This window comes from Planococcus donghaensis, assembly GCF_001687665.2.
GTDB classification, from domain to species: Bacteria; Bacillota; Bacilli; order Bacillales_A; family Planococcaceae; genus Planococcus; species Planococcus donghaensis.
Map to the genome: position 1 here is coordinate 1,927,490 of NZ_CP016543.2, position 23,844 is coordinate 1,951,333.

Annotated in this window: 20 protein-coding genes and 1 other RNA gene; 2 read left to right on the forward strand and 19 right to left on the reverse strand. The window is 40.1% G+C overall.

Going from position 1 to position 23,844, the window contains the following annotated elements; genetic code table 11:
- Window positions 1-37: 37 nt before the first annotated feature.
- The 9 genes from BCM40_RS09700 to BCM40_RS09740 form a co-directional block, all read right to left on the reverse strand.
- Entirely contained in the window at window positions 38-796 is a 759-nt protein-coding gene (locus BCM40_RS09700) for an SDR family NAD(P)-dependent oxidoreductase (protein WP_065526093.1), read from the reverse strand.
- A 482-nt stretch (window positions 797-1,278) separates the two neighbouring features.
- Window positions 1,279-2,784 (reverse strand): carboxypeptidase M32, encoded by a 1,506-nt coding sequence (locus BCM40_RS09705; protein ID WP_065526092.1) that lies wholly within the window; start codon window positions 2,782-2,784, stop codon window positions 1,279-1,281.
- A 53-nt stretch (window positions 2,785-2,837) separates the two neighbouring features.
- Window positions 2,838-4,745, reverse strand: coding sequence for an ATP-dependent DNA helicase (locus BCM40_RS09710; RefSeq protein WP_008431070.1), 1,908 nt, complete (start codon window positions 4,743-4,745; stop codon window positions 2,838-2,840).
- A 54-nt stretch (window positions 4,746-4,799) separates the two neighbouring features.
- Window positions 4,800-5,933, reverse strand: coding sequence for a THUMP domain-containing class I SAM-dependent RNA methyltransferase (locus BCM40_RS09715; protein ID WP_065526091.1), 1,134 nt, complete (start codon window positions 5,931-5,933; stop codon window positions 4,800-4,802).
- Window positions 5,934-6,318: 385 nt separating this feature from the next.
- Window positions 6,319-6,698: RNase P RNA component class B (rnpB, locus tag BCM40_RS09720), an RNA gene on the reverse strand.
- A 48-nt stretch (window positions 6,699-6,746) separates the two neighbouring features.
- Window positions 6,747-7,040, reverse strand: a complete 294-nt coding sequence (gpsB, locus tag BCM40_RS09725) for a cell division regulator GpsB (RefSeq protein WP_065526090.1) — start codon at window positions 7,038-7,040, stop codon at window positions 6,747-6,749.
- Between the two features lie 64 nt (window positions 7,041-7,104).
- On the reverse strand, window positions 7,105-8,352 hold the full coding sequence (locus BCM40_RS09730; protein WP_065526089.1) for a ribonuclease H-like domain-containing protein: 1,248 nt from the start codon (window positions 8,350-8,352) through the stop codon (window positions 7,105-7,107).
- 6 nt (window positions 8,353-8,358) lie between these two features.
- Window positions 8,359-10,629, reverse strand: coding sequence for a DEAD/DEAH box helicase (locus tag BCM40_RS09735; protein ID WP_065526088.1), 2,271 nt, complete (start codon window positions 10,627-10,629; stop codon window positions 8,359-8,361).
- A complete protein-coding gene (locus tag BCM40_RS09740) occupies window positions 10,622-10,990 on the reverse strand; it encodes a YppE family protein (protein ID WP_065526087.1) in 369 nt (122 codons plus the stop codon). Before BCM40_RS09740 ends, BCM40_RS09735 begins: the two co-directional genes overlap by 8 nt.
- Window positions 10,991-11,225: 235 nt before the next feature.
- Between BCM40_RS09740 and recU the strand changes: the two genes are divergently transcribed.
- Both recU and BCM40_RS09750 read left to right on the forward strand, forming a co-directional pair.
- Window positions 11,226-11,837 (forward strand): Holliday junction resolvase RecU, encoded by a 612-nt coding sequence (gene recU, locus BCM40_RS09745; RefSeq protein WP_065526086.1) that lies wholly within the window; start codon window positions 11,226-11,228, stop codon window positions 11,835-11,837.
- Between the two features lie 34 nt (window positions 11,838-11,871).
- On the forward strand, window positions 11,872-14,550 hold the full coding sequence (locus BCM40_RS09750; protein ID WP_065526085.1) for a penicillin-binding protein 1A: 2,679 nt from the start codon (window positions 11,872-11,874) through the stop codon (window positions 14,548-14,550).
- A 38-nt stretch (window positions 14,551-14,588) separates the two neighbouring features.
- On the opposite strand, the gene BCM40_RS09755 is transcribed toward BCM40_RS09750, so the two are convergent.
- The 10 genes from BCM40_RS09755 to panC form a co-directional block, all read right to left on the reverse strand.
- Window positions 14,589-14,927 (reverse strand): YpoC family protein, encoded by a 339-nt coding sequence (locus BCM40_RS09755; protein ID WP_065526084.1) that lies wholly within the window; start codon window positions 14,925-14,927, stop codon window positions 14,589-14,591.
- Window positions 14,902-15,582 carry an endonuclease III gene (gene nth / locus BCM40_RS09760; protein WP_065526083.1) on the reverse strand — a complete coding sequence of 227 codons (681 nt, stop codon included), beginning with the start codon at window positions 15,580-15,582 and terminating at the stop codon, window positions 14,902-14,904. Before nth ends, BCM40_RS09755 begins: the two co-directional genes overlap by 26 nt.
- Window positions 15,583-15,594: 12 nt before the next feature.
- Complete coding sequence (locus BCM40_RS09765) at window positions 15,595-16,296, reverse strand: DnaD domain-containing protein (RefSeq protein WP_065526082.1); 702 nt, start codon at window positions 16,294-16,296, stop codon at window positions 15,595-15,597.
- Between the two features lie 29 nt (window positions 16,297-16,325).
- A complete protein-coding gene (gene asnS, locus BCM40_RS09770; protein ID WP_065526081.1) occupies window positions 16,326-17,621 on the reverse strand; it encodes an asparagine--tRNA ligase in 1,296 nt (431 codons plus the stop codon).
- 31 nt (window positions 17,622-17,652) lie between these two features.
- Window positions 17,653-18,840 carry a pyridoxal phosphate-dependent aminotransferase gene (locus BCM40_RS09775; RefSeq protein WP_197681422.1) on the reverse strand — a complete coding sequence of 396 codons (1,188 nt, stop codon included), beginning with the start codon at window positions 18,838-18,840 and terminating at the stop codon, window positions 17,653-17,655.
- Between the two features lie 19 nt (window positions 18,841-18,859).
- Window positions 18,860-19,336, reverse strand: a complete 477-nt coding sequence (locus BCM40_RS09780; protein ID WP_065526079.1) for a cell wall elongation regulator TseB-like domain-containing protein — start codon at window positions 19,334-19,336, stop codon at window positions 18,860-18,862.
- A gap of 8 nt (window positions 19,337-19,344) precedes the next feature.
- Window positions 19,345-19,515: a YpmA family protein gene (locus BCM40_RS09785; protein ID WP_065526078.1), complete on the reverse strand. Its 171-nt coding sequence runs from the start codon at window positions 19,513-19,515 to the stop codon at window positions 19,345-19,347.
- Between the two features lie 24 nt (window positions 19,516-19,539).
- Window positions 19,540-22,302, reverse strand: a complete 2,763-nt coding sequence (gene dinG, locus BCM40_RS09790; RefSeq protein WP_065526077.1) for an ATP-dependent DNA helicase DinG — start codon at window positions 22,300-22,302, stop codon at window positions 19,540-19,542.
- A 140-nt stretch (window positions 22,303-22,442) separates the two neighbouring features.
- Window positions 22,443-22,826 (reverse strand): aspartate 1-decarboxylase, encoded by a 384-nt coding sequence (panD, locus tag BCM40_RS09795; protein WP_008431043.1) that lies wholly within the window; start codon window positions 22,824-22,826, stop codon window positions 22,443-22,445.
- Window positions 22,827-22,829: 3 nt separating this feature from the next.
- Complete coding sequence (gene panC / locus BCM40_RS09800; RefSeq protein ID WP_065526076.1) at window positions 22,830-23,666, reverse strand: pantoate--beta-alanine ligase; 837 nt, start codon at window positions 23,664-23,666, stop codon at window positions 22,830-22,832.
- Window positions 23,667-23,844: the final 178 nt, after the last annotated feature.

The window sequence follows — 23,844 nt, forward strand, 5'->3', positions numbered from 1 at the left end:
AACATCCTTCCCAAATTTGAGAAGGATGTTGCGTTTCTTATGAAAATCCGTGAATCGACATCCCACCATCGACAAAAAGTGTCTGTCCGGTAATATAACTTGCTGCATCTGAAGCTAAAAACACAACAGGTGACGCCACTTCAGGTAATTCTCCAACACGCTTCATCGGGGTCACTGCAAGAATCGAATCTAAGTATTCAGGATCACTTAAAATCTTTTCTGTTAACGGAGTTTTAAAGTACCACGGTCCAATCGCATTGACGCGAATGTTTTTTGGTCCCCATTCCATTGCCATAACTTTTGTCATTTGAATAATTGCCGCTTTAGACGCCGCATAAATCACACCTGTTTTTAATGCGCGATCGCCTCCAACCGAGCTAATGTTAATAATCGAACTGCCACTTGCCATTTTTTTCACCGCTTCTTGTGAAAACATAAAGACGCTTTGTGCGTTCGTATCCATAATTTGATGCCACTCGGCGTCATTCGCATCGGCTAATGACGACCGGATATTCATCCCTGCGTTATTCACTAAAATATCAAGCGCTCCAAAATGGTCCACTGTTTTATCGATTGCTGCTTGAATGTCGCTGCGCTTTGTAATATCTGCTGTTATGTAAGTTGTTCGATCATTGTTTATGTCTTGTTGTGTTTGCTGCAAGTCTGATTCGGTTCTTGCTACTAACATGACATTGGCCCCTGCTTCTGCAAGCGCCATTGCGATTGCTTTGCCAATTCCTTTGCCGGCACCGGTTACGATAGCCGTCTTGTTTTCTAAACTAAATGATTTCAACATGTATAATCGCCTCCATTTTTATTATAGTCACAACATTCACTATTTGTCCTGTTCTATAAACTACTGAAAATATTTATACTCATAAAATCTTTAATCGCTTTTTTAAAGGATCTTCCGCCCCAAACGGACGCTTTCCGCGGACGAAGCGCTGAGCCTCCTCGTCGCAAACTCCTGCGGGGTCTCATCACTCCGTTCTTCCGCAGGAGTCGCCGCTTGGTGCTCCAGATCCTTGAGTGAGGAAATAATATGTATTAGTAAGATCATCATTATTAGGAAGTTAATTTGGTTAACTCACTTTAATAAAAGTAGGAAGCTTCTAACTGAATTTGTCACTAAGACTACATTGAGAGCAGCAAAGCGATAGAAACTGATTCCGTGGAAAGCCAAGTGGCCAGCCTAGTTGAAAAATGTATATCACTATTCAATTTAATAAGACTTTGTTTATAAATTAAAACCGCCGTGACTACCACGGCGGTTTCTGCTTACTCGTTTAGTTGATAAATTTTCGTATACTTCTCTTCTAGGTAGTCCGCTAAGTAATCTGGATTCAGACCTTCTCCAGTAACATCTTTTAAAATATCCATAGGCTTTTTAAAAGCGCCAAACTGATGAATGTTCTTCGTTAGCCACTCGCGAATTGGAGTGATGTTCCGCTCTGCCAACAATTCGTCGTAATTTGGCAACTCTTTTAGCATAGCGTTTTTGAATTGTGCGGCATACATATAGCCAAGTGCGTATGATGGGAAATACCCGAAGCTTGCGCCTGCCCAATGAACATCTTGTAAGACACCTTCTGCATCGTTGGACGGACGGACTCCTAAATACTCCTCGTATTTATCGTTCCACAACTGCGGCAAATCACTAACTTTCAAGTCTCCATTAAACAATCCTTTTTCAAGCTCGTAACGTACCATAATATGCAATGCATACGACAATTCGTCTGCTTCAATGCGAATTAAGGATGGTTTAGATTCATTAATTGCGCGTACGTAATCCACCAATTCAACAGAAGCAAATTGATCAGGAGCGTACTCTTTCAACAAATCAAAGTTTTTCTGCCAAAAATGTTCATTGCGTCCGATAAAGTTTTCACAAAACAACGACTGTGATTCATGTATCCCCATCGAAGCACCTGTTTCTATCGGCAATCCCGCTAGATTGTCTCCTAGATTTTGCTCATACATCGCGTGTCCACCTTCGTGAATTGTGCCAAATACCGCTGTGCGAAAATCACTTTCATCATACTTAGTCGTCACACGAATGTCTTGACGGTTGATTGAAATCATAAACGGATGTACAGTTTCGTCTAGTCTACCTGCTTCAAAACTATAGCCAAGTTGCTCCAACATTTCTCGGCTGAAATCTTGCTGTGCTTGCTTTGGAAAATGGTCATACAAAAATGCGGTTTCTGGTTTATTAGGCGATTCTGCAATTTTTTGTACCAATGGCACAATCCGTTCACGGAGCTTGCCAAACACATCATCTAAAATTTCTGTGGTCATGTCAGGTTCGTATTGATCGAGCAGCGTATTGTACGTACTGCCGTTTTTCTCTCCCCAATAACCAACCATTTTCTTCGTTGTGCTGACCAATTCTTCTAAGTAAGGAAGAAACAGCGAGAAATCCGAATCTCGTTTAGCTATTTCCCATACCGACTCAGCTTTCGATTTTAAAATGACAAATTCTTTGTATTCTTCTGGTGGAACTTTTTTGCTTAAATTGTATTCTTTTCGCGCTTCTTCTACAGAGCGACGAATGTAAGGATCTATCGTTTCCTGTTGGGCTTCTAATGAAGAAAGCAATTCACCAAATTCATCTGAAGTCGATAATTTAAAAAGTTCACTAGATAAGGTTCCAATGGTTGCAGAGCGAAGTTCCACTCCGTTTTTTGGAGCACCTGTACGCAAATCCCAATACAATAAGGCAATGGCTTCTTTATAGCCTCTGATTTTACTGAAGTGTTCTGTAAAACGTTTTTCAAGTGACAACTAAATCCCCCCTATGCTTAATGAGACCATTGTATCATAGCCTTACAGCTCGCTTAAAAATTTTCAGCAGGTACTGGTAATATGGTTTCCCATAAATGTTCAACGCGCAGTTCTTCTTCGTTCACCAATAAATGAATTTCCCCATAATCTTTTGAAGTTCGGATCAACCGCCCAATTCCTTGTTGAATGCGAAGTTGCATGAAAGGCAAATCGATTTCTTCTAATGGGTTGTTACTAAATTTACGTTTTGCATCAAATACAGGATCTTTCGGTGGGAACGGCAAATCAACAATAATTACTTTTGTTAATGCTTCCCCTGGTAAATCCAACCCTTCCCATAAGTGATACGAACATAAAATTTGGAATTTCCCTTGTTGAAATTCTTTGACGACCGTTGATAATTCGCGGTCTCCTTCAAACTCAATGGCATATTGGTGATCTAGTGGGAGTGACTTTTTGAAATTGTCCATGTCTACTTTTGACGTGAACAACACAAGTGTTTGATCTCCTGTGCTAAACAAGTCGTAGACGCGCTCAAATTTTTGTTGTTGTTCTAAAGGATGCTTAAAGATTTTCATCACATCTTCATATTCAAATGGAGATGGCACTGAGAATGATTGGAATTTATCAATTCCTAGGCTATCTGACAAGTACGTGAAATCTTTTTGAATAGATAATGTAGCCGAAGAAAACGTGATTGGAATTTTTCCATCAAATAATTTTTCATCTAATATGTCTGTAACTAAGCGTGGCATAATTACAAGCGTCTCTATTTCATCTTTAATTTCTAGCCAAGTTACTGCGTCGCCTTCTTCTACAAACAAGCGCATTGAGAATGTGTATTGTTCGAAATACTCTTCTGCTAAACGCAATTCGTATTCAGGAATGGTGAAAAGCTCGCCTTCAAAAACAAATTCCTCTAGCATTAAATCAATGTGACGAACGAGCATATTGCCGACTTTGACCAATTCAGGATCTTTTGTAATGGCTTTACGGTCTTCATCACTTTTCACTGTATGAATGCGTAACAAACGGAAAAATTCATTGTGAAGATCGATTGTTTGCTCGATCATATTTAACGTCTTTTCACGCATACCATCTGAAAGAATGCTTTCTGTCACATCTTGCAATGTGCTTTCTTGCACTTCGTACGTTAATGCACGTTGTGCTGCAAACTCTAGTAAATGTCCTTCATCTAATACAATTTGAGAGAATTCAGGAAGCAGTGGTGTTTGCCCTTCGCGTTTACGCGTTTCTTTTGTCCAAATATGTTCCATCAGAAAATCGTGCGAACAAATCACTAAGTCTGTCGCTTGGCGGTAATGATTGCGGTGAATGGTTTGTCCGCATTTGTTTCTCAATTCACAAGCATTGCAGTTTTGAATGGGGTGGTAATTAACTTGTTGCCATTCTTCATCTGTTACTTCTGGATAGCTCGAACGCTCTCCGTAAGGATACGTATTTTGCATGGAAAATGTTTTGTTAACAAATTCCGGTAAGCTGTCTTCAATATCAAATACAAAGTCTTCGTCGATTCGTTTTTTGGCGCCTTCTAAACGCTGAAGACATAAATATTGATCGCGTGACTTTGCCAAACGAACATCCAAATTCAAATCAAACAACTCATTTAAACGGTCAACGTCGCCGCCTTTTTTAACCAATTGTTCAATCAATGTTTCATCCGCACATGAAATAAGTGCAGGCTTCCCCGTGTAACGAGCATAAGCGATAGCCGGTAACAAGTACGCCATCGTTTTCCCAGTTCCAACTCCTGCTTCAGCAAACAAAACCGATTTTTCTTTTAATGCCTGTTCGATTTGAAAAGACATAAAAATTTGTTCATCGCGAAGATCATAGCCTTTTTCAGGTAGTTCGTCGTAAAATACATCGCCAATCCAATCATTGAGTGATTCAAAGAAAGTTTTATCTTTTGATAACGCAAATGGTAGTGGTTGTCTCATAATACTCTCCTCACAGAGAAACGGAAGAGCCTGTGCCCTTCCGTTTCGTCTCATTTATTTTTTAGAACGTTCTCCCCAGAATTGGAAAAGATCCGTACGGATAAATCCGTTAAAGAGTTTGCGTTTTTTCGTAGCTGGTTGTCCGTAAAGTGTTTCAAAACGCCCCATCGATGACAGCATGTAAACTGACCAAGTTGGGTGTTTCGCAAATACACGACCCATATCAGCAATCATTTCTTCAATGATTTCAATTTCACCTATACGTTCGCCGTATGGTGGGTTCCCTACAACAACGCCGTTTTCTTCAGTTGCCACAAAATCCTTAACTTGACGTTGTTCAAATTGGATTAAGTCTGCAAAGCCAGCTTCACGCGCATTTTCTTCAGCGACTTTCAGCATGCGGTGGTCAATGTCTGTGCCTAAAATATTCAGTGGCTGATCATAATTCGCTAATTCTTCTGCTTCTTCGCGAACTTCATCCCACAGTTTTTGTCCCATCCATGGCCATTCCTCGCTATCGAAATCACGGTTGTAGCCAGGTGCTAAGTTTTGACCGATCATCGCCGCTTCAATTGCGATGGTCCCAGATCCACAGAAAGGATCTACGAACGGACGGTCTGGGGTCCATCTAGATAATTTCACAAGAGCCGCTGCAAGTGTTTCTTTTAATGGCGCTTCCCCTTGATCTAGACGATAGCCGCGCTTATGCAATCCTGCTCCGCTCGTATCGATTGATAATTGAACTTTGTCTTTTAAAATCGATACTTCAATTTTAAAACGTGGTCCCGTTTCATCTAAAAACGAATTGCGGTGATAGGCTTTTTTCAAACGTTCCACAATTGCTTTTTTAACGATAGATTGACAGTTTGGCACACTGTGTAGTGTCGATTTAACTGATTTTCCTTGTACCGGAAATTCAGCATCTACTGGAAGGTATTTTTCCCATTCGATTTCTTTTGTGCGTTCAAACAATTCGTCAAACGTATAGGCATTAAATTCACCGGCGATAATTTTGACACGGTCAGCTGTGCGTAACCATAAATTGGCCTTCGCAATATCTCGCTCGTTTCCTTCAAAAAATACTTTGCCGTTCTCTGTTTCTGTTTCATACCCTAATTCTTTTACTTCGTTAGCGACAATCGACTCAAGTCCCATTGCGGCTGTTGCGAGCAATTTAAATGTTGTCATAATGACTCCCTCTCTAGTTATTCACTATTTCAGCTTTCAGTGTTCGTTTAATCGTTAGATTTTTAAAATTAAATACGTATTACAGAAATCGCTGTAGGCGGACGCTTTCCTGCGGGCGGGCGCCAAGCCTCCTCAGTCGCTCTGCTCCTTGCGGGGTCTCGGCTGTCTCGCTATCCCGCTGGAGTCGCCGCCTTTCGCTTTTCTTCTAATTTTCATACTGATACTATTAAAATAAATTAAGAAATTGCTTAGCACTAGATATAAACGCCTAATGCTTACTCAAAAGATTAAATTATATCAGTCTAACTTGTTTATTTATATCATAATATGAAGAAAAGCTCCCCGACAGGAGAGCCTTTAATAAGCATTTTAAGACCATGTGAAATTCTATAAGCCATGTTTTGTTTCCACGTACTCAAACGGCTTACACCTTGTACTAGTGGACAGCAACCATCTATCTGCAAGTTTGCACCTGCCTCTTCATCAGTTCATTTCCTTCAGAAAAGTGCCCCTACCATAATTTGGGTTTCTCGCTCACGGGGTTTACCTCGTTCCACCTGTATAATTTCTTATACAGCTCCGTCACTGTGGCACCTTCAGGGTATTTCGGCCATATCCGAAGACTTAGGCGTTCTACCCGCCGTCAGCTATTTCTAGCTGCCTCAGCTTATTGTTTCACTGAGCGCGATCACTACGGTCATCTCAGAACCGTGCGAGCATGGACTTTCCTCTCCAGCGAAAACGCCAGAGCGATTGCCAGAATTTCAAATGGCTTATTTAGTATACGCTATTTACCTATAGAAAACAATGATTTTAGTTATTGTCTAGCTTATTTCCAAATACATGGTTTTCTAAATGCGACAGACGACGCAAAATATCAAAATTCGTTGTACCAGGTGCCGGTGTTGCTTGCTTTTTAGGAGAGTTTTCTAACTCCGCACGTAAACGTTGGTTTTCATTTTGAAGTTGCTCGATTCGTTTGGTGAAAGCTTCATAATCCTGGATAACTTCGTCTAGGAAATGATCGACTTCATCTTGGTTGTAACCGCGCATCGCTGTTTTGAAATCTTTTTCTAGTATATCCTTAGATGTAAATTTATTGTCCATTTTAATCGTCCTTCCATAAAAAACTACCTTTTGTTAAGTATAGCATACGGCACATTTTTCGTGTTTAGTCTTCTTGAACTTGAAGGTTTTTTTTTCGCTTTTTCTCGTCCAATCGAGCTTGTCTTTTGTTAATATCTGACACAAGTGATTGACGAACATTTGTGTGTTCACTAGCCTCTTTTGCAAACCCTGCCATTATAGCGGCTTGGTTTAAGTCTCGCAATTGATGCTCGTAAAGTTTTGCAGCATGAATCCAAGCTTCTACTTCGATACTTCCACGCAAATGCGGGGCTGCTTCTTTAAAAAGTTTGACGGCCACTTCATGTTGACCAGCACGTTTTTTCTGAATGGCAAGTAAATAACGAGCCAATGCGGATGAGGCTCCTCGATCGTTCGTTACATGCTCTAAATAAGCTGCACTTTGGTCAAATTGTTTTAAGTCCGCATACCATTTCCCGATATTCGTATAAGCTCCACTTGTTTCAGATTCCATGTCTTCCATCAACAAATTAGAAGACAGCACATACAACGAAACCAGTGATAAAATGTCTAATTCATTGTGATAAAGAACTTTTGACAATCCTTCGGGAAAACCGCTTTTTACAGCATCTAAGTAAATAGCCGGGATTAAGTAGCCCGGTACATCGCCATGACGCACAAATCCAAGCTTTTCTTCTTCGATCGTGCTCAACTTCATCCGCGCCAACTCATTTTTCCATATGCGTTTTGTGCCATGAAACAAATCGATTTGACGTGGTACGGGTAATTTCGGCAAATCTTGTCGATGCATCGTCCACCGCGAAGTTAGTTGCGGCCAATCAAAGCTTTTCCCGTTATAAGAGAAGATAATCGGATCATCTGCTTTCCATAATCCTGTTTCGTATAGAAATGCCGCTTCATGAGAAGGATCTGGCATAATGTATTGCATCATTTCAAAATGATCGCTCTTTTTCACTAATATTCCAATTAAAAAAATGTACGCCCCAGTTCCACTTAATCCAGTTGTTTCCGTATCAAAAAACACAAGTGGGTCTTGTGCATCTAGTTTAAATGGGTGATCAAAATCGGTTTTTCCCCATGCTTCTAATACTGGATCTAGTTCACTAAGTAGGACTGACCCATGACGAGTCGTAAACGGATAAGTGATTTTCTTTTGAAAAACAAAGCCGAATTTATTTTCAACAAGTTCAAGTCCAATCTCTTTCCACTTTTCTTCATGAAGTGGACGCTCAGCTCGTTTTGATTGTTGTTTTTTAGTGGGCTTGTTTTTTAGCATGCCTTTCATTTGAAGAAGTTTGCTTTCAAACGACATGGTGCTTCACCCCTCTTTGCGAAGATCATCTAAAAGCCGGATAACATGGCTCTTCATACTAATAGCGGCATCTTGTGCACCGATGCACGCGGGGCATCCATCTAAACACGGACATTCAGACACATGTTGTTGCGCTTTATCGAGTAATGGTTTCCACAAATCGTATATTCGTTCGCTAATCCCAATACCACCAGGATAAGAATCGTGGATAAAAAATGTTGGCATATCGTTATGCGGCGATTTTACTTGTGGCACTACGTGAACATCTCGGCGATCACATTGGACAAATATCGGGATAAACGACTCGATCGCGTAAGCTGCACCGGTCATAGTGTCCGAGAGCTCTGCCTCTGAAAAATCTTCTGGCTTTGAAAAGCTTAGCCACGTCGAAGACGTATGAAGTTCTTCTGCTGGCAAGGATATGGGGCCCGAACCAATATTGTCGTGCGAATCAAACCGTATTTTCTTGAATATGGTTGGCATCGCAAGAACTGCAATGTCTCCATAAAAAACTTCGGATTTGTTCATCTTTTTGTCTTTGTCTTCGCTCATTACTTTTAATTCGACTGCTAAATTGGCATCTGTGAAATAATCCACATCTACTTCTCTGACATAAGCTTTCTTTTCTTCCCAATCCAAAATTTCCACTTGAAATTGTGTGCCTTGATGCAAGTAGATTGCTTCTTCATGCAATAAGGTCATAGCGCTAAAGCGGTCCATTTCACCGATTACACGCGTATCAGCTGGAACCGATTGATCGATGATCACCACATTTTCTTGTGACGCTGAACGCAAAGAAATATCATGCGCTGGGAAACGGTCGCTCATCCAGTGCCAGCGATCTGAAGTCCGGACAAGCACCCCTTCTTCTTGTAAATATTCGAGAAGTTCTTGCACTTCGAATTCACCATACTGATCATCAGTTCTAAACGGCAATTCAAAAGAAGCACATTTCAAATGGTCCATTAAAATAATAATGTTTTCTGGATGAATGCGTGCTTCTTCAGGCGATTGGTCTAACAGATATTCTGGGTGATTGATAATGTATTGATCGAGTGCAGTGGATTGTGCAACATAAATAACCAGCGATTCGTCTTGACGACGACCAGCGCGTCCTGCTTGTTGCCAAGCACTGGCAATATTCCCAGGATACCCTGTCATGATACATGCTTGCAATTGACCAATGTCTACACCAAGTTCCAACGCATTGGTAGATACGACACATTGAATCGAGCCATCACGAAGTCCTTTTTCAATGGCACGTCGTTCTGTCGGCAAATAGCCTCCTCGGTATCCTTTAATCGAGTCGTCTTGCAGTTTCATTTTGGTAATAGCTTGCAAATACGTGACCAGCATCTCTACACGCACCCGACTTTTTGCAAAGACAATGGTTTGTATGCCGTTTTTGATCAAATGCGTCGCTAAATCACGAACTTCTAAAATCGCACTTCTTCTAACACCAAACGTCGGGTGAATAATTGGCGGGTTGTAAAACACAATGTGTTTTTTTCCAGATGGCGCACCGTTTTGGTCAATTAACTTGTGGGTGCTATTTGTTAAGTTTTCCGCCAGTTCTTTAGGGTTGGCGATGGTCGCTGATGTACAAATAAAGACCGGGTTGCTGCCATAAAACTCGCAAATCCGTTTTAGTCTACGAATTACGTGAGCTACGTGCGTGCCGAATATTCCTTTATACGTATGCAGCTCATCAATGACTATATAATGAAGGTTCTCAAAAAGAGACACCCATTTTGTGTGATGTGGCAAGATCGCTGAATGCAACATATCTGGATTGGTCATAACAATCTGTCCTGCTTTACGCACTTTTGTCCGAATAGCTGGTGACGTATCACCGTCATATGTGTAAGACAAAATAGCTTCTTCCGTTTTTTCGATCAAATCGTGCAAATCACTTTTTTGATCTTGGGCTAATGCTTTTGTCGGGAACAGATAAAGTGCGCGTGCCCCCGGATCGTTTAAGATTTTGTGTAAGACAGGTAAATGATAGCAATACGATTTACCTGAAGCGGTTGGCGTCACGGCAGTAAACGAGTTTCCCGCTGTTGCTAAGTCGAACGCTTCACGCTGATGCGTATAAAGTTGCTCAATTCCTTTTTTACGAAGAGCAGCTTTTAAGCTCGCATGCATTTCTGGTGGAAAATCAGCATATTGTGCTGGTTTTTCTTGTCTTGTATGCCAATGGACAATTCGTTCCATCATATCCGGTTCTGTTTTCCATTCTTCCATTAAAGCTGGTAATGTTTTTCGTCTAATCATGCGTTTTGCTCTTTTCATCTATAGCCATAATAAATGTTTGCAATGTATATTGTGCTGCTTGAATCGTTTGGATAAAGCGCTTTTTGCTCGTTTCTTTATAAAAACTTTGAACAAAAAATTGGGTCATGCCTTCTGCCGCTGTATCGATTTGCGGTTTGTGCACATATTTTGGTCGTTCTTGTTGAATATAGATTAGTGACTCTTTTTGCCACTCATTTATTTTAGCGTGCCAAATATCGGCGTATGGTTTAACGTCTTCATAAAAATCAGGGACCGCGTCCATTTCACGCATTTCGTAAAAGCGGTCTAAGCATTTTCCACATTCATCATATAATGTAGAAGAGAGTTCTCTTACTGTCATTTTGCATTCCCTCCATTGCTTTTAGTTTATCATATCCACTAAATTGACACGACTTTATCGAACAGACATTCCTTACTCTTTGACTAGCTAAAAAAATCAGCTATTATAAGAATATCTTAAGCTGATTTCTTAAAAGAGTGTAAAGCGAGTAGACAGGTTTTGAATTGTTGAAACCTTTCATCTTATCAGTCGTCTAAAAGCTTGTGATATGATAGAGTAAGCGAGGTGTATCACAATGGCAATCAATTACCCGAACGGAAAAAAATTTATTCCGCCGAAAGATCAACCTGCCAAACAAACAGCAAACCCTAAAAAGAAAAAGGATTTATCCTTTAGCAATCGGGGTAAGACATTAGAGGACGAATTAAATGAAACCAATGATTATTATCTTCAACTGGGATTAGCTGTTATTCACAAAAAGCCAGTACCTCTCCAAATTGTTAAAGTGGAGTATCCTTCTAGAAGTGCTGCAGTTATTCGAGAGGCCTATTTCCAAGCTCCTTCTACTACCGATTATAACGGTGTTTGGAACGGTCGGTATGTTGACTTTGAAGCGAAAGAAACACAAAACAAAACCTCATTTCCATTGAAGAATATTCATGATCATCAAATTCATCACATGTCTAAAGTGGTTAAACAAAATGGAACAGCGTTTATGATTATCCGCTTTTCTTCTTGGCAGCGGTATTTCATCATGCCATTTAACGAACTTGAGGTTTTTTGGAACCGAATGATGACAGGTGGAAGAAAATCGATTACCTTACAAGAAATCGAAGAAACTTCCTTTGAAATTACACCTGGCGCATTTCCACGAATTGACTATTTACCTCTTTTAAACAAGCTTTAAGCAACAGTATGTATACGAAAGTGAGGAACCGAACTTGAGCGACAAACAAATTTCGCGTGAAGAACGCCGTAAAGCAATCGAACGCCAAAAGAAAACCAACAATAAAAAGAAAAAGAAATCCCCTGTATTCCTATGGATTAAACGCATCGTTCTGGCGATGATCATTATAGGGTTGGCTGGCGTTGTATTCGGTGCCTCAATGTTTGCTTATTATGCAAGCAGTGCACCAGAAATTGACGAAGAGTTGCTACGCGATCCAATCAGTCCGACTTTCTATGCAGCGGATGGCGAAACTGAAATCCCTTATATCACTTCCGAAAATCGAGAGTATGTAAATTACGAAGATATCCCTAAAACAATGGAAGCCGCAATTTTAGCTACTGAAGATAACCGATTTTATGAACATTCGGGAATCGATGTTATTCGTTTAGGCGGCGCTGTTATTGCCAATATTACAGGTGGCTTTGGTTCCCAAGGGGCTAGTACAATTACCCAACAAGTTATCAAAAATTCATTTTTAACAAATGATAAAACCTTAAAACGAAAAGCTCAAGAAGCATATTTAGCTTATCAATTAGAACAAGAATACGAAAAAGAAGAAATCTTCGAGATGTATTTCAACAAGATTTTGATGTCTGGTAATATTTATGGTTTTGGCACAGCATCTGAATATTTTTATGGGAAACCTTTAGAAGAATTAACCTTAGCAGAAACTGCATTGTTGGCTGGAATGCCTCAAAGTCCGAATGGATATAACCCTTTTAAAAACCCAGATCGCGCTGTAGAACGCCGCAATGTTGTTTTAGGTTTAATGGAGCAACATGGCAAAATCACTACAGAAGAAAAAGAACAAGCAAGAGCAGCTTCTCTTGACGATTCGTTAGTAGCTGAAGAAAATCGTCAGCAACAAATTCCAAATGCTGAATATACAGCGTTCATGGAAATGGTCGAAGATGAACTTGAAGCTTTAGATGGCGATTACTCACTAGATGAAGGCTTGAAAATCTACACAACTCTTGAACCATACGTTCAAGAAAAAGTAAATGAAGCAATGGCTTCTGATTTGTTCTTTGATGAAGAAGTCCAATCTGCTATGACGGTAGTGGATACTGAAACGGGGGGCATTAGTGCAATTGGTGCTGCTCGTGATTATACGGGTGACATTCGTCATAACTTTGCTACTTCAAAAGATCGCCCAATAGGATCAACGATAAAACCATTACTAGATTATGGCCCTGCAATCGAATACTTAGGTTGGTCTACTGGCCAAACTGTTGTAGATGAGCCTTATTCTTACGAAGACAATGACCAAGAAATACGCAATGTCGATGGAGAATTTTTAGGTACGATGACTATTCGTGAAGCACTTTACCGCTCACGTAATATTCCTGCAGTTAAAACTTTGCAGGAAGTAGGAATGGAAAACGCTGAAGAGTTTACTCAGAAATTGGGACTCGATTTTGGAAATGTTTATGAATCTGCTGCCCTAGGCTCACCGGAAAAAAATATTTCAACAGTTGAAATGGCTGGAGCCTTTGCTGCTTTTGGTAACGAAGGATCTTTCACTAAGCCTCACACGATTAAAAAGATTGTTTTCCGTGATGGTTCTACCGAACAAATTGTTGCACCTGAACCTGTGCAAGCTATGAAAGACAGCACCGCATATATGATAACCGATATGCTTAGAGACGTTGTCGATTTAGATACACCAGGATCTACAGGTAAAGAAGTAGCAATTAATGGATTGGACATGGCTGGTAAAACCGGAACCACTAACTATTCTGTTGAAAATCTCGAAGAATTCGGATTAGATGATAGTTCTACACCAGATGTTTGGTTTGCGGGTTATACAACAGACTACTCAATCTCTGTTTGGAGTGGCTACGCTAATCGGAAAACACCTATTGACACAGCATCAGATGAACGTCTACTCGCTCAGCGTTTGTTTAAAAATGTAATGTCTCAAATCTCTTCCCCTGAAACGGCACGCTTTGAACAGCCTGAATCCGTTACAGAACAAGTAATTGAAGTGGGATCAGAACCATTAAAATTGGCTAGTGCTTTTACACCTTATAATATGAGAAGTTCGGAATTGTTTGCACGTGGTACTGAACCGAATGCAGTATCGCAACGTTACGTAGTTGAAGACTTAAAAACACCTAGTGGTTTACGAGCAAAAGTTGAAGACCATTCAGCTCAACTTTCTTGGGATTCAAGTGACAAAGATGTGGCATTTGAAGTTTCTGTAGAAGTTGATGGAGCTCGTTCAGTGCTTACGACTTCGTCCAGTAAATCCTATACTTATAATGGACTAGAAGAAGGAAAAACTTATACTTTTAGTGTTGTAGCAGTTAATGATACTCAGCGCAGTGATCCAGCATCGACAACTGTTGAAGTGGCTGCCGCTCCTGAGGAACCAGAAGAAGAGCCGGAAGAAGAACCTGAAGAACAGGAAGAGCCGGTTGAAGAAGAACCCGTTGAAGAAGAACCTGAGGAACCGGTTGAAGAAGAGCCTGCTGAAGAAGAACCAGCAGTCGAAGAAGAGCCTGCTGTTGAGGAAGACCCTATCGACGTACCAGAAGACCCAACTGAAGAAGAAGAAAGTGAAACTCCTTCTGCAAACAGTAGCGGTAATTCTGATAAAGATCAGGATAAGGATAAAGAAAAAGATAACAAAAATGATGAAGGTACCAAAGACGAAAACAAAAACTAAACATCAAAAGCCCCGAATGCTAAGCATTCGGGGCTTTTCTATGATTCATTTAAATGCTTGAATTCAATTCGTTTTCTAGCAATCATTTTTTTAAGTTCTCTAAACAATTCACTTAACTGCCGATAAGCCGCATAAGTACCAGGTGAGGACTCAATAAATGCTAAACGCTCTGAGCCATTTAACGGTTCAAATCCATCATCTTGTAATGCTTGCCGACAATGCGTTAAAAGTTTTTTATAAATCGTTAAACCGTCTTTCGTAAGTTCCGCAGCTTTATTGCGCTGCTTATGCAATTCAGCCAATTGGGCTGAATTGCATTCCCATTCCAAAAAATAAGGCTCAAGTTGTTCTTTAGTTAACTTCAGTGACCGTTTCACGTTTAACAAGTCCTTTTTTCTCACGTTTTTGCCCTTCTCGGCATCGATCAAAAAGCGGACAAATATGGCAGCCCGGATTTTGTGATTTGCAATGATAGCGCCCGAAAAAAATAATTTGATGATGCGTCTTCGACCAATCGTCTGCAGGGGTTTTTTTCATAATCGTTTCTTCTACTTGAAGCGGATTATCTTTCCAACGACTCAAACCTAAACGCTTTGCGACCCGTTCAACATGAGTATCTACAGCTAAAGCTGGAATTCCAAAAGCAACAGAGACGACCACATTTGCAGTCTTCCGTCCCACTCCAGGGAGCGTCATTAATAAGTCTCGGTCCGCTGGCACGACACTATTGTGTTCATCGATTAAGATTCGACTGAGCGCTTGAATATTTTTAGCCTTATTGCGAAACAAGCCGATCGAGCGGATATCTTGTTGCAATTCTTCTAAAGACACAGCCACGTAATCCTCTGGTTTGTGATATTTTTGGAACAAGTCAGCCGTCACTCGGTTGACGAGTTTATCTGTACATTGTGCAGATAAAAGCGTCGCAATTAACAAATCAAACGGATTGCGGTGAACCAATTCACAATGAGCATCCGGGAACATAAGATCCATTTCTTCTAGACAAGCCAACCATTCTTTTTTAGACATCATCTATTTCACCTTCTAATTACGGTCTTCCAACCAATTATAAAATTGAACTTTTTTCACAGCATTTTCAGTCGGCTGAATCCGAATATTTTTTTCCCTAAATGAACTTGCATGGTTGGTTACTTGTGTAGAGGTTTTGATATTTTTCTTTTTCCACTCAAATAAGATTCGGTCTACATAACGTAAACTTAACTTCTGAGCGATAACCGCTTCTTTGAGCGCCATTCGAATGACATCAGGGGTATGACCATCTTGGTCCATCCACATCGAAATGGTCTCGATTTCCATTGGAGATAAAAAACGTCCAAATTCTTGTTCAAACAATTGGAAGATTTCCCCTTCCAACTCTTTTTGTGTATTTTCTTTTATCTCATGTTGTTCTTTGTAAACACAGTCCAACAAGCGATCCCATAAAGGTTGTAAAGAAATAACTTCTGTCAAAACATCTTGTTCCGTTGTTTGTTCAATTGACAAATAGCCTTGTTGCATTAGTTTTTGTAACATGGTTGTGACGCTTTTTTGAGAAGTCATCATACGTTCGCCCACTTCATCAGGTGTCGGAAACTGGTTTCCTGTTTGTTGAAATGCTTGAATGTGCATGAGCAGCATTGCCTCTTCATCTGTAATCTTCAGTTCTTTGTAAAACTGAAAAAAAAGCTGGGAAATGGTAACATTCCCCTGCTCAATCCACGTTTGTAATCGATTAGGTTGTTTCATATCCCAACCACCTTTCCTATTATTCATTTTTATGGGTATAAGCGGTTTAGTAGACGTGGGAATGGAATCGATTCTCTAATATGTTCCACACCACTAATCCAAGCTACAGTACGCTCTAAACCTAAACCAAATCCTGAATGCGGAACGGATCCGTATTTGCTTAAGTCTAAATACCAAGCATATGCTTCTTCATCTAAATTATGTTCTTGGATGCGTTGTTTCATCAATTCATAATCGTGAATTCGTTCTGATCCACCGATTATTTCTCCATAACCTTCTGGAGCAATCATATCTGCACAGAGGACAACATCGTCACGCTCTGGATGCGGCTGCATATAAAATGGTTTAATCCCGATTGGGTAATGGGTAATGAATATCGGCATATCGTAGCTTTCTGCTAATGCTGTTTCGTGTGGCGCACCAAAATCTTCGCCCCATTTAATATCATCAAAACCATTGTCGTTTAGCCATTTAATCGCATCGTCATAAGAAACACGTGGGAATGGCGCTTTGATTTTTTCAAGTTTCGATACGTCTCTATCAAGACGTTCCAATTCCAATTTGCAGTTTTTCAAGACCGATTGCACAATATGAGACACGTATTGCTCTTGTACTTCTAAACTTTCTGCATGCTCGATAAATGCCATTTCCGGTTCGATCATCCAAAATTCGATTAAGTGACGACGCGTTTTAGATTTTTCCGCGCGGAATGTTGGACCAAATGAAAATACTTTTCCAAGTGCCATTGCCGCTGCTTCCATATAAAGCTGACCAGACTGAGACAAGTAAGCATCTTCATCAAAGTATTTGGTTGCGAACAATTCTGAAGTTCCTTCCGGAGAAGATCCTGTCAAAATTGGCGGATCTACTTTGACAAAACCGTTATCATTGAAAAATTCATAAGTCGAGCGAATAATTTCGTTACGGATTTTCATGATGGCATGTTGCTTGCGTGAACGTAGCCATAAATGACGGTTGTCCATAAGGAATTCTGTACCATGTTCTTTCGGTGTGATTGGGAAATCCTTTGCTTCATGGATAACTTCGATGCCGGTAACAGCTAATTCATAACCAAACGCAGAGCGTTCGTCTTCTTTTACTTCGCCTGTTACATAAACCGATGTTTCTTGTGTTAATCCTTTAGCTGTAGCGAATAAGTCGTCACCTACTTCAGCTTTTACTACAACACCTTGTACAAATCCTGAACCGTCACGCAGTTGCAAGAATGCGATTTTACCGCTTGACCGTTTGTTCGCGATCCAAGCGCCTAGTTTAATTGTTTCTCCGTTATGTTTAGCCATTTCGGCAATGGTAATTTTTTTCATCAAACAATAGCCTCCAAAGAATAATGTGGTCTTAGTCTTTCCATTTCGATGTTACGAACTGATGAATTCGTTCTACAGCTTCTGTCAACTTTTCAAGCGATGTCGCGTATGACAAACGAATCGTTGAATTTGCACCAAATCCAGATCCAGGAATGACGGCAACATTTGCTTCTGTTAGCAACGCTGTTACAAAATCATCAACTGATCCGTACCCTGTTTTTGCTGCAGCTTCTGATACATCTGGCAACAAATAAAATGCGCCTTGTGGACGAATGACTGTAAAGCCAGGAATGGCTTGCAGTTTCGGGAAAATAACATTTAACCGCTCTTCAAATGCTTGGCGCATTTCTTCGACAGCGTCTTGTGGTCCGTTATATGCTTCAATTGCTGCATATTGCGAAGTAGTCACAGGGTTTGAAGTAGAATGACTTGCTAAATCCGTCATAGCTTTAACCAAGCTAGCATCAGCTGCTGCATACCCAATGCGCCATCCCGTCATTGAATGCGATTTTGATACACCATTAATTAAAATGGTGCGTTTTTTGGCATCTTCTGAAAGAGTCGCAATGGAAGTATGTTTAACATCTCCATAAATGAGTTTTTCATAAATTTCATCAGACACAATCAAAATATCGAACTCGCGACAAACTTCTGCCAATGCTTCTAATTCTTCTTTTGAATAAATCATGCCTGTTGGGTTACTCGGTGTATTTAGAATTACTGCTTTTGTGCGGTCTGTAATAGCTTCTCTTAATTGTAGAGGAGATATTTTGTATTCCTGACTGGCTGTTGCTTCTATGTATACAGGTACACCTTGTGCTAATTTCACTTGCTCAGGATAACTTACCCAATACGGAATTGGGATAATTACTTCATCCCCTTCGTTTAGCAACACTTGGAACAATGTATAAAGCACATGTTTAGCGCCAATACCGACCATTACTTCTTTTGGCGAATAACTCAACCCTTGGTCTCTTTGCAATTTGTTGATGATGGCTTCTTTTAATGCAGGAAGACCGCCAGCTGGAGTATATTTTGTTTTACCATCTTTCATTGATTGATACGCAGCTTCAAGAATGTTTTCTGGTGTATTGTAATCCGGCTCACCTGCTCCAAGACCAATTACATCGACTCCTTGAGCTTTTAATTCATTTGCTTTCGCAGTGATTGCTAATGTTGTAGAAGGTGTTAAGGTTTGTACACGATTCGCTAAGTTCATCAAAATTCATTCCGCCCTTTCACAAATTCAATATGCGTTTTCGCCATTGTCCATCGTCCGCCGATAAATAAACATAATTCAATGTGTCTTTTTCATCTACAAAAGCAACTTCCCATACTGGCTCTTCATTGGCCATACCAAGTTTTGTATGCAGTATTTTCTTGACATCCATTTCATTAAGAACCAATTCACGAGCTTGTTGAGCCGTGATTTTATCTGTTAAAGAAAGTGTTTGCATCTCGCTATCACCTTCAGGAACAAAAACAGCGGTTAACTCGCCTTTATCGTTCGTTCCAAGAACTGTCACAGATGCGTTAACCGTTGTATAGACATATGCTCGCTCTACCTCTTCAATTAACTGTTCACTTTTAGCGCGTTCAATGGCGCGGTCTTCTGTATCGGTATAAGGTTTATTGCCCAAAAACAAAACTAAGATGATTATGATCACTGCCAAAAAAGACAGAAATCCAAGTATAAATGTAATCCATTGTCTCATGTAATCACCTATGTTTTATATATTGTAAAAATTGCTTTTTCAGTGTTTTCTTTATCAAGCGCTAGTCCGAACATTAAATTTCTGTCTTTCAACGTACGATTTAAGGCGTCTACCACTTTGTATAAATCTGTTTGATACGTAAGTTCTACTGTTGAGATGACTTCGATTTTTGATTCCATGTTTACGCCCTTCCTTTCGTTATATCATTGCTTATTATACCAAGCTTCAATATCGGTTACCATCTTTTCTAAAGACACTTTAGATACTTTCACTTTAGGCAATGCACTTATAAATTCTTGACCATAAGATTTCGTCTCGATTCTTCGATCTAACACGATAAATAAACCTTTATCGTTTTTCGAACGGATTAAACGACCGAACCCTTGACGTAGTCGCAGAACCGCTTCTGGTAAAGCATATTGAAGAAATGGATTAACACCTTCACGCATAATAACTTCCGAACGCGCCTTGAAAATGGGTTCTTCTGGAGATGTAAACGGCAAGCGTACCACAACTACTGCGCGAAGCGCATCCCCCGGAACGTCTACGCCTTCCCAGAAACTATTCGTCCCAAAAAGCACCGACTTTTGGAAGCGCTGGAATGATTTCAATAACTTCATACGGCTTCCAGACGAAACTCCTTGTGCAAACAACATATATTCATCTAGCAACCCTGTATCCTGGATTAAGTCTACTGTTTTTCGCAACATATCTTGTGACGTAAATAACACAAAGCAGCGACCTTCTGTCACAAGAACGGTTTGAATGACGGCATCTGCTACTGATTCAATGTATTCATGTTGAGAAACACTTTGAATATCTGGCATGTCCTCCACAATGTACACATGAGCTCCTTGGTAAAAATCTTTTGGTGGTTCAAATTTCATAATAGGTACATGCGCTGGAATACCAATTTGATTGACGATAAATCGTTCGTTTGCCGGAACGGTCATTGTACCAGACAACCAAATAATTGCTTTGTCCTGACGAGCTGAAGCCATTACTTTGTCTACTAAAGGCGCGACTGCAAATGGACGTTTGTATAAGGAAAGGCTGGTTGGTAAACTTCTTAAGTCTCCATCGATCCAACTAACTTCGCCTGCTAATGGGAAGACAAATATCTCACTAAATTCTACCGCTTTGACCATCATCTCTTCTGTCCAGTAACGCCAATCCGCTATCGTCAATTGATCTTTAATGGTTTTTTCAGACAACCGCTCAGCTTTTTGCAATACAAGCTGAGACAAGTCAATCCATTCATTTAAATAATACAGCATTTGTGTAAAGCGACTGTCTTCAAGTGTTAGTTCACTCAAGAGCGCCGAATTTTTTTTATGACGACTCGCTGCAAACTTTGTTGCAAATTCTTTGGCGATTAAATTTGAGACTTCATCAAACAGTGACGTGAATTTTAAAAACAGTGATTCTAATTTCAATATTTCGGGAGCGGTTGAAAAACCAGTTCGTTGCGCTGTTTCGAAAAGTGCAGCGGCTAATTGCTGTTCGTCTAAACTGCCAATTTGACCAAAAATATATTTCCATTGCGTATAAACGAATGTTTTTTCGTGTTGAGAAACTGCTGCTTGAACAACTTGGTGCGCTTCGTCCCATATATAAGCATCAACATTGGCTAAAATTGACTTTTTACTTAAATGTTGATTGAGTAAAAAAGCGTGATTCGTCACAATGACATGTGCATGTTGTGCTTGGTTTAGTGCAAATTCATAAAAGTCTGCTTGTTTTTCTTGTCTACTTAGTTTTCGTATATGAGAACGACGAATTTTATCCAGAACAAATTGACCACCACTTGAAGCATTGATTTCGTTTAAATCGCCGGTTTCAGTAGCTGTTAACCACACCAGCACTTGCATAATCGTAAACGTCTCATCATAAGACTCATCGTCGCCTTGCAACAATTCCACAAATCTCGCCAAATCGATGTAATGGGATACCCCTTTGATCAATGCAATACGAACTGGCGCACCAATATATTTTTCGACCATTTGACCTTCTTTTAACACTAGTTGGTCTTGTAAATGCGTCGTGTAAGTACTGATTAATACTTGTTTTCCAGTATCAAGTGCATAGTTTACTGCCGGCAACAAATAGCCAATCGTTTTCCCCATACCAGTAGATGCTTCGATAACCAATTCTTGTTTTTCTGTTAATGCTTTTTCAATCGATGTCATCATATCGTATTGGCTTGGTCTATTCTCGAAATTCGGGAAAACTTTTTCTAATCCATCTCGCCAATCCCGCGAATAAGAATGCTGGTTATTTAGCCTTTCTTCAAATACCCGTCTTGGCTTTAATGGAATTCCTTGAAACCTATCAAAATCATCAACTTGTTCGTTTCTTTTTTTCTGGGTCAACTCAAAAAATAAGCGAGACAAATCTGATTTCAACTGAAACGATCGTTTGTGTAGATACGCCAATGTCGCGTAAGGCAATGATGCTAAATCTTCTTTGGCCCGTAAAAACAAAAGGGCGGTTGCCATCGCATCATCATCTGCACGGTGCGCACTTTCTAAAGGAATACCGAGCTCTGATGTAATGTCCTGTAATTTAAAGCTAAATGCTGTAGGATACATTAACCTGACTAGTTCGACTGTGTCCATCGTCAGTCCTTGCCACTTTGGCAAACCGCTCCGTTTTAGCTCTGCCTGCAAAAAAGGTAAGTCAAAATTAGTATTATGTGCCACAAAAATAGCATTTTGCATTTTTTCATAAATTGTTTCTGCATAATGCTCAAATGGCTTAGCCTCTGCAACATCTGAATCTGTAATATTCGTCAAGTCTTGTATAAACATCGGAATCGTGCGGCCCGGGTTTATAAATTCAGTATATGTATCGGTGATGTCACCGTTTTCGATTGTTACCATCGCGAGTTGAATAATCCGGTCACCTTTTGCAGGGGAATGGCCCGTTGTTTCAATATCGACAACGACATACTTTTGCGTATTCATCTTAGCCCCTCTTTCTTAGGTGATTGCCTAAAAAAATTGTAACATATCCTGTCGCTTTCCGCTTTCAAGATGAAAATTCAATCTTCTTTTTTGCCCTTTTAGACAAAAGAAAACAGCTCCCTCTATTGGGAGCTGCTTGCTTACATAACCGTTGCTTCAGGTTCGTAATGAAGAATTTCTTTAATTTGGTTTTCGGCATCCATAATAGCTACAGTTGGTTTATGGTCACGTGCGTTTTCGTTCATCACATAAGCATAAGATAAAATAATCACGATATCTCCTCGTTGCACAAGACGCGCTGCTGCACCGTTCACACAAATAACGCCACTTCCGCGTTCTCCTGCAATAATGTACGTTTCAAAACGTGCACCGTTGTTGTTATTAACAATATGAACTTTTTCATTTGGCAACATGCCAACTGCATCAAGTAAATCTTGGTCGATGGTAATGCTTCCTACATAATTTAAATCCGCTTCTGTTACAGTTGCGCGGTGAATTTTTGAATTTAACATCATTCTAAGCATGAGTCAGTTCCCCTTTGGATGAAAAATAATATTATCGATCAAACGTGCTTTTTCAAATTTTACGGCTAATGCTAAAATAGCATTTTGTCGAATCGTAGTTGTTAACGTCGGATAATCTAATAGTTCGATATAATCGATAACTCCGGATGTATGGTTAGTTAAATACTTCGTCATTGGCTCAATTGGATCTTGACCTTTCAAAACCAGCTCTTTCCCCATTTCCAATGCTTTTTTCAAATGAGGTGCTTCGTTTCGCTCAGCACCACTTAAGTAAACATTACGAGAACTTTTTGCAAGTCCGTCAGCTTCACGGACGGTTTCGCCTCTTCTTATGGCCATTGGAAAATTATAATCTTCCACTAATGATTCAATAATCGCCAATTGCTGTGCATCTTTCTGGCCGAAATAAGCCAAATCTGCCTCAACCAAATGAAACAACTTTGTCACTACTTTTAAGACGCCATCAAAATGACCCGGTCTTTTTGCGCCGCAAAGCACATCAGCTTGAGCGCCTGCAGTCAATTGAATTTGGCTTTCACGCGGATACATTTCTTCTACACTCGGTGCAAAAATTACGTCAGTACCCGCTCCTTCAGCTAATTCTTGATCTCGTTTCAAGTCTCTTGGATAACGGTCAAAGTCTTCGTTCGGCCCAAATTGAGCGGGGTTTACAAAAATACTCATGACCACTTTGTCGTTCTCTGCTTTCGCTTTTTTGACTAGCGAAAGATGACCCTCGTGCAGAAAACCCATTGTGGGTACAAGACCAATAGAATCGCCTGCTTTTTTAGTATCACGAACCCACTCTTTCAGCTCGTTTACGGTCTGCAAAATTAACATTTTTTCTCTCCTCTCGGGAAGAAAACCATATAAAAAGCCCTTCTGCTAAAAAAGGACAGAAGGACAGTAAATGTGCGTTAGGTTTCCTCCGTCCCTGTCGTAAATCTGATCAAGGCAGAACTTATTTGTATTCATTTTGGGTGTCTTGCGATTGGTCGGTGCAGTTCGTAAAGGATAC

What these genes read in the sequence shown, in the direction of transcription:
- BCM40_RS09700 (WP_065526093.1), bottom strand. Translation starts at nt 796, where the DNA reads ATGTTGAAATCATTTAGTTTAGAAAACAAGACGGCTATCGTAACCGGT.
- BCM40_RS09710 (WP_008431070.1), bottom strand. Translation starts at nt 4,745, where the DNA reads ATGAGACAACCACTACCATTTGCGTTATCAAAAGATAAAACTTTCTTT.
- BCM40_RS09715 (WP_065526091.1), bottom strand. Translation starts at nt 5,933, where the DNA reads ATGACAACATTTAAATTGCTCGCAACAGCCGCAATGGGACTTGAGTCG.
- gpsB (WP_065526090.1), bottom strand. Translation starts at nt 7,040, where the DNA reads ATGGACAATAAATTTACATCTAAGGATATACTAGAAAAAGATTTCAAA.
- BCM40_RS09730 (WP_065526089.1), bottom strand. Translation starts at nt 8,352, where the DNA reads ATGTCGTTTGAAAGCAAACTTCTTCAAATGAAAGGCATGCTAAAAAAC.
- BCM40_RS09735 (WP_065526088.1), bottom strand. Translation starts at nt 10,629, where the DNA reads ATGATTAGACGAAAAACATTACCAGCTTTAATGGAAGAATGGAAAACA.
- BCM40_RS09740 (WP_065526087.1), bottom strand. Translation starts at nt 10,990, where the DNA reads ATGACAGTAAGAGAACTCTCTTCTACATTATATGATGAATGTGGAAAA.
- recU (WP_065526086.1), top strand. Translation starts at nt 11,226, where the DNA reads ATGGCAATCAATTACCCGAACGGAAAAAAATTTATTCCGCCGAAAGAT.
- nth (WP_065526083.1), bottom strand. Translation starts at nt 15,582, where the DNA reads ATGATGTCTAAAAAAGAATGGTTGGCTTGTCTAGAAGAAATGGATCTT.
- BCM40_RS09765 (WP_065526082.1), bottom strand. Translation starts at nt 16,296, where the DNA reads ATGAAACAACCTAATCGATTACAAACGTGGATTGAGCAGGGGAATGTT.
- asnS (WP_065526081.1), bottom strand. Translation starts at nt 17,621, where the DNA reads ATGAAAAAAATTACCATTGCCGAAATGGCTAAACATAACGGAGAAACA.
- BCM40_RS09775 (WP_197681422.1), bottom strand. Translation starts at nt 18,840, where the DNA reads ATGAACTTAGCGAATCGTGTACAAACCTTAACACCTTCTACAACATTA.
- BCM40_RS09780 (WP_065526079.1), bottom strand. Translation starts at nt 19,336, where the DNA reads ATGAGACAATGGATTACATTTATACTTGGATTTCTGTCTTTTTTGGCA.
- BCM40_RS09785 (WP_065526078.1), bottom strand. Translation starts at nt 19,515, where the DNA reads ATGGAATCAAAAATCGAAGTCATCTCAACAGTAGAACTTACGTATCAA.
- dinG (WP_065526077.1), bottom strand. Translation starts at nt 22,302, where the DNA reads ATGAATACGCAAAAGTATGTCGTTGTCGATATTGAAACAACGGGCCAT.
- panD (WP_008431043.1), bottom strand. Translation starts at nt 22,826, where the DNA reads ATGCTTAGAATGATGTTAAATTCAAAAATTCACCGCGCAACTGTAACA.
- panC (WP_065526076.1), bottom strand. Translation starts at nt 23,666, where the DNA reads ATGTTAATTTTGCAGACCGTAAACGAGCTGAAAGAGTGGGTTCGTGAT.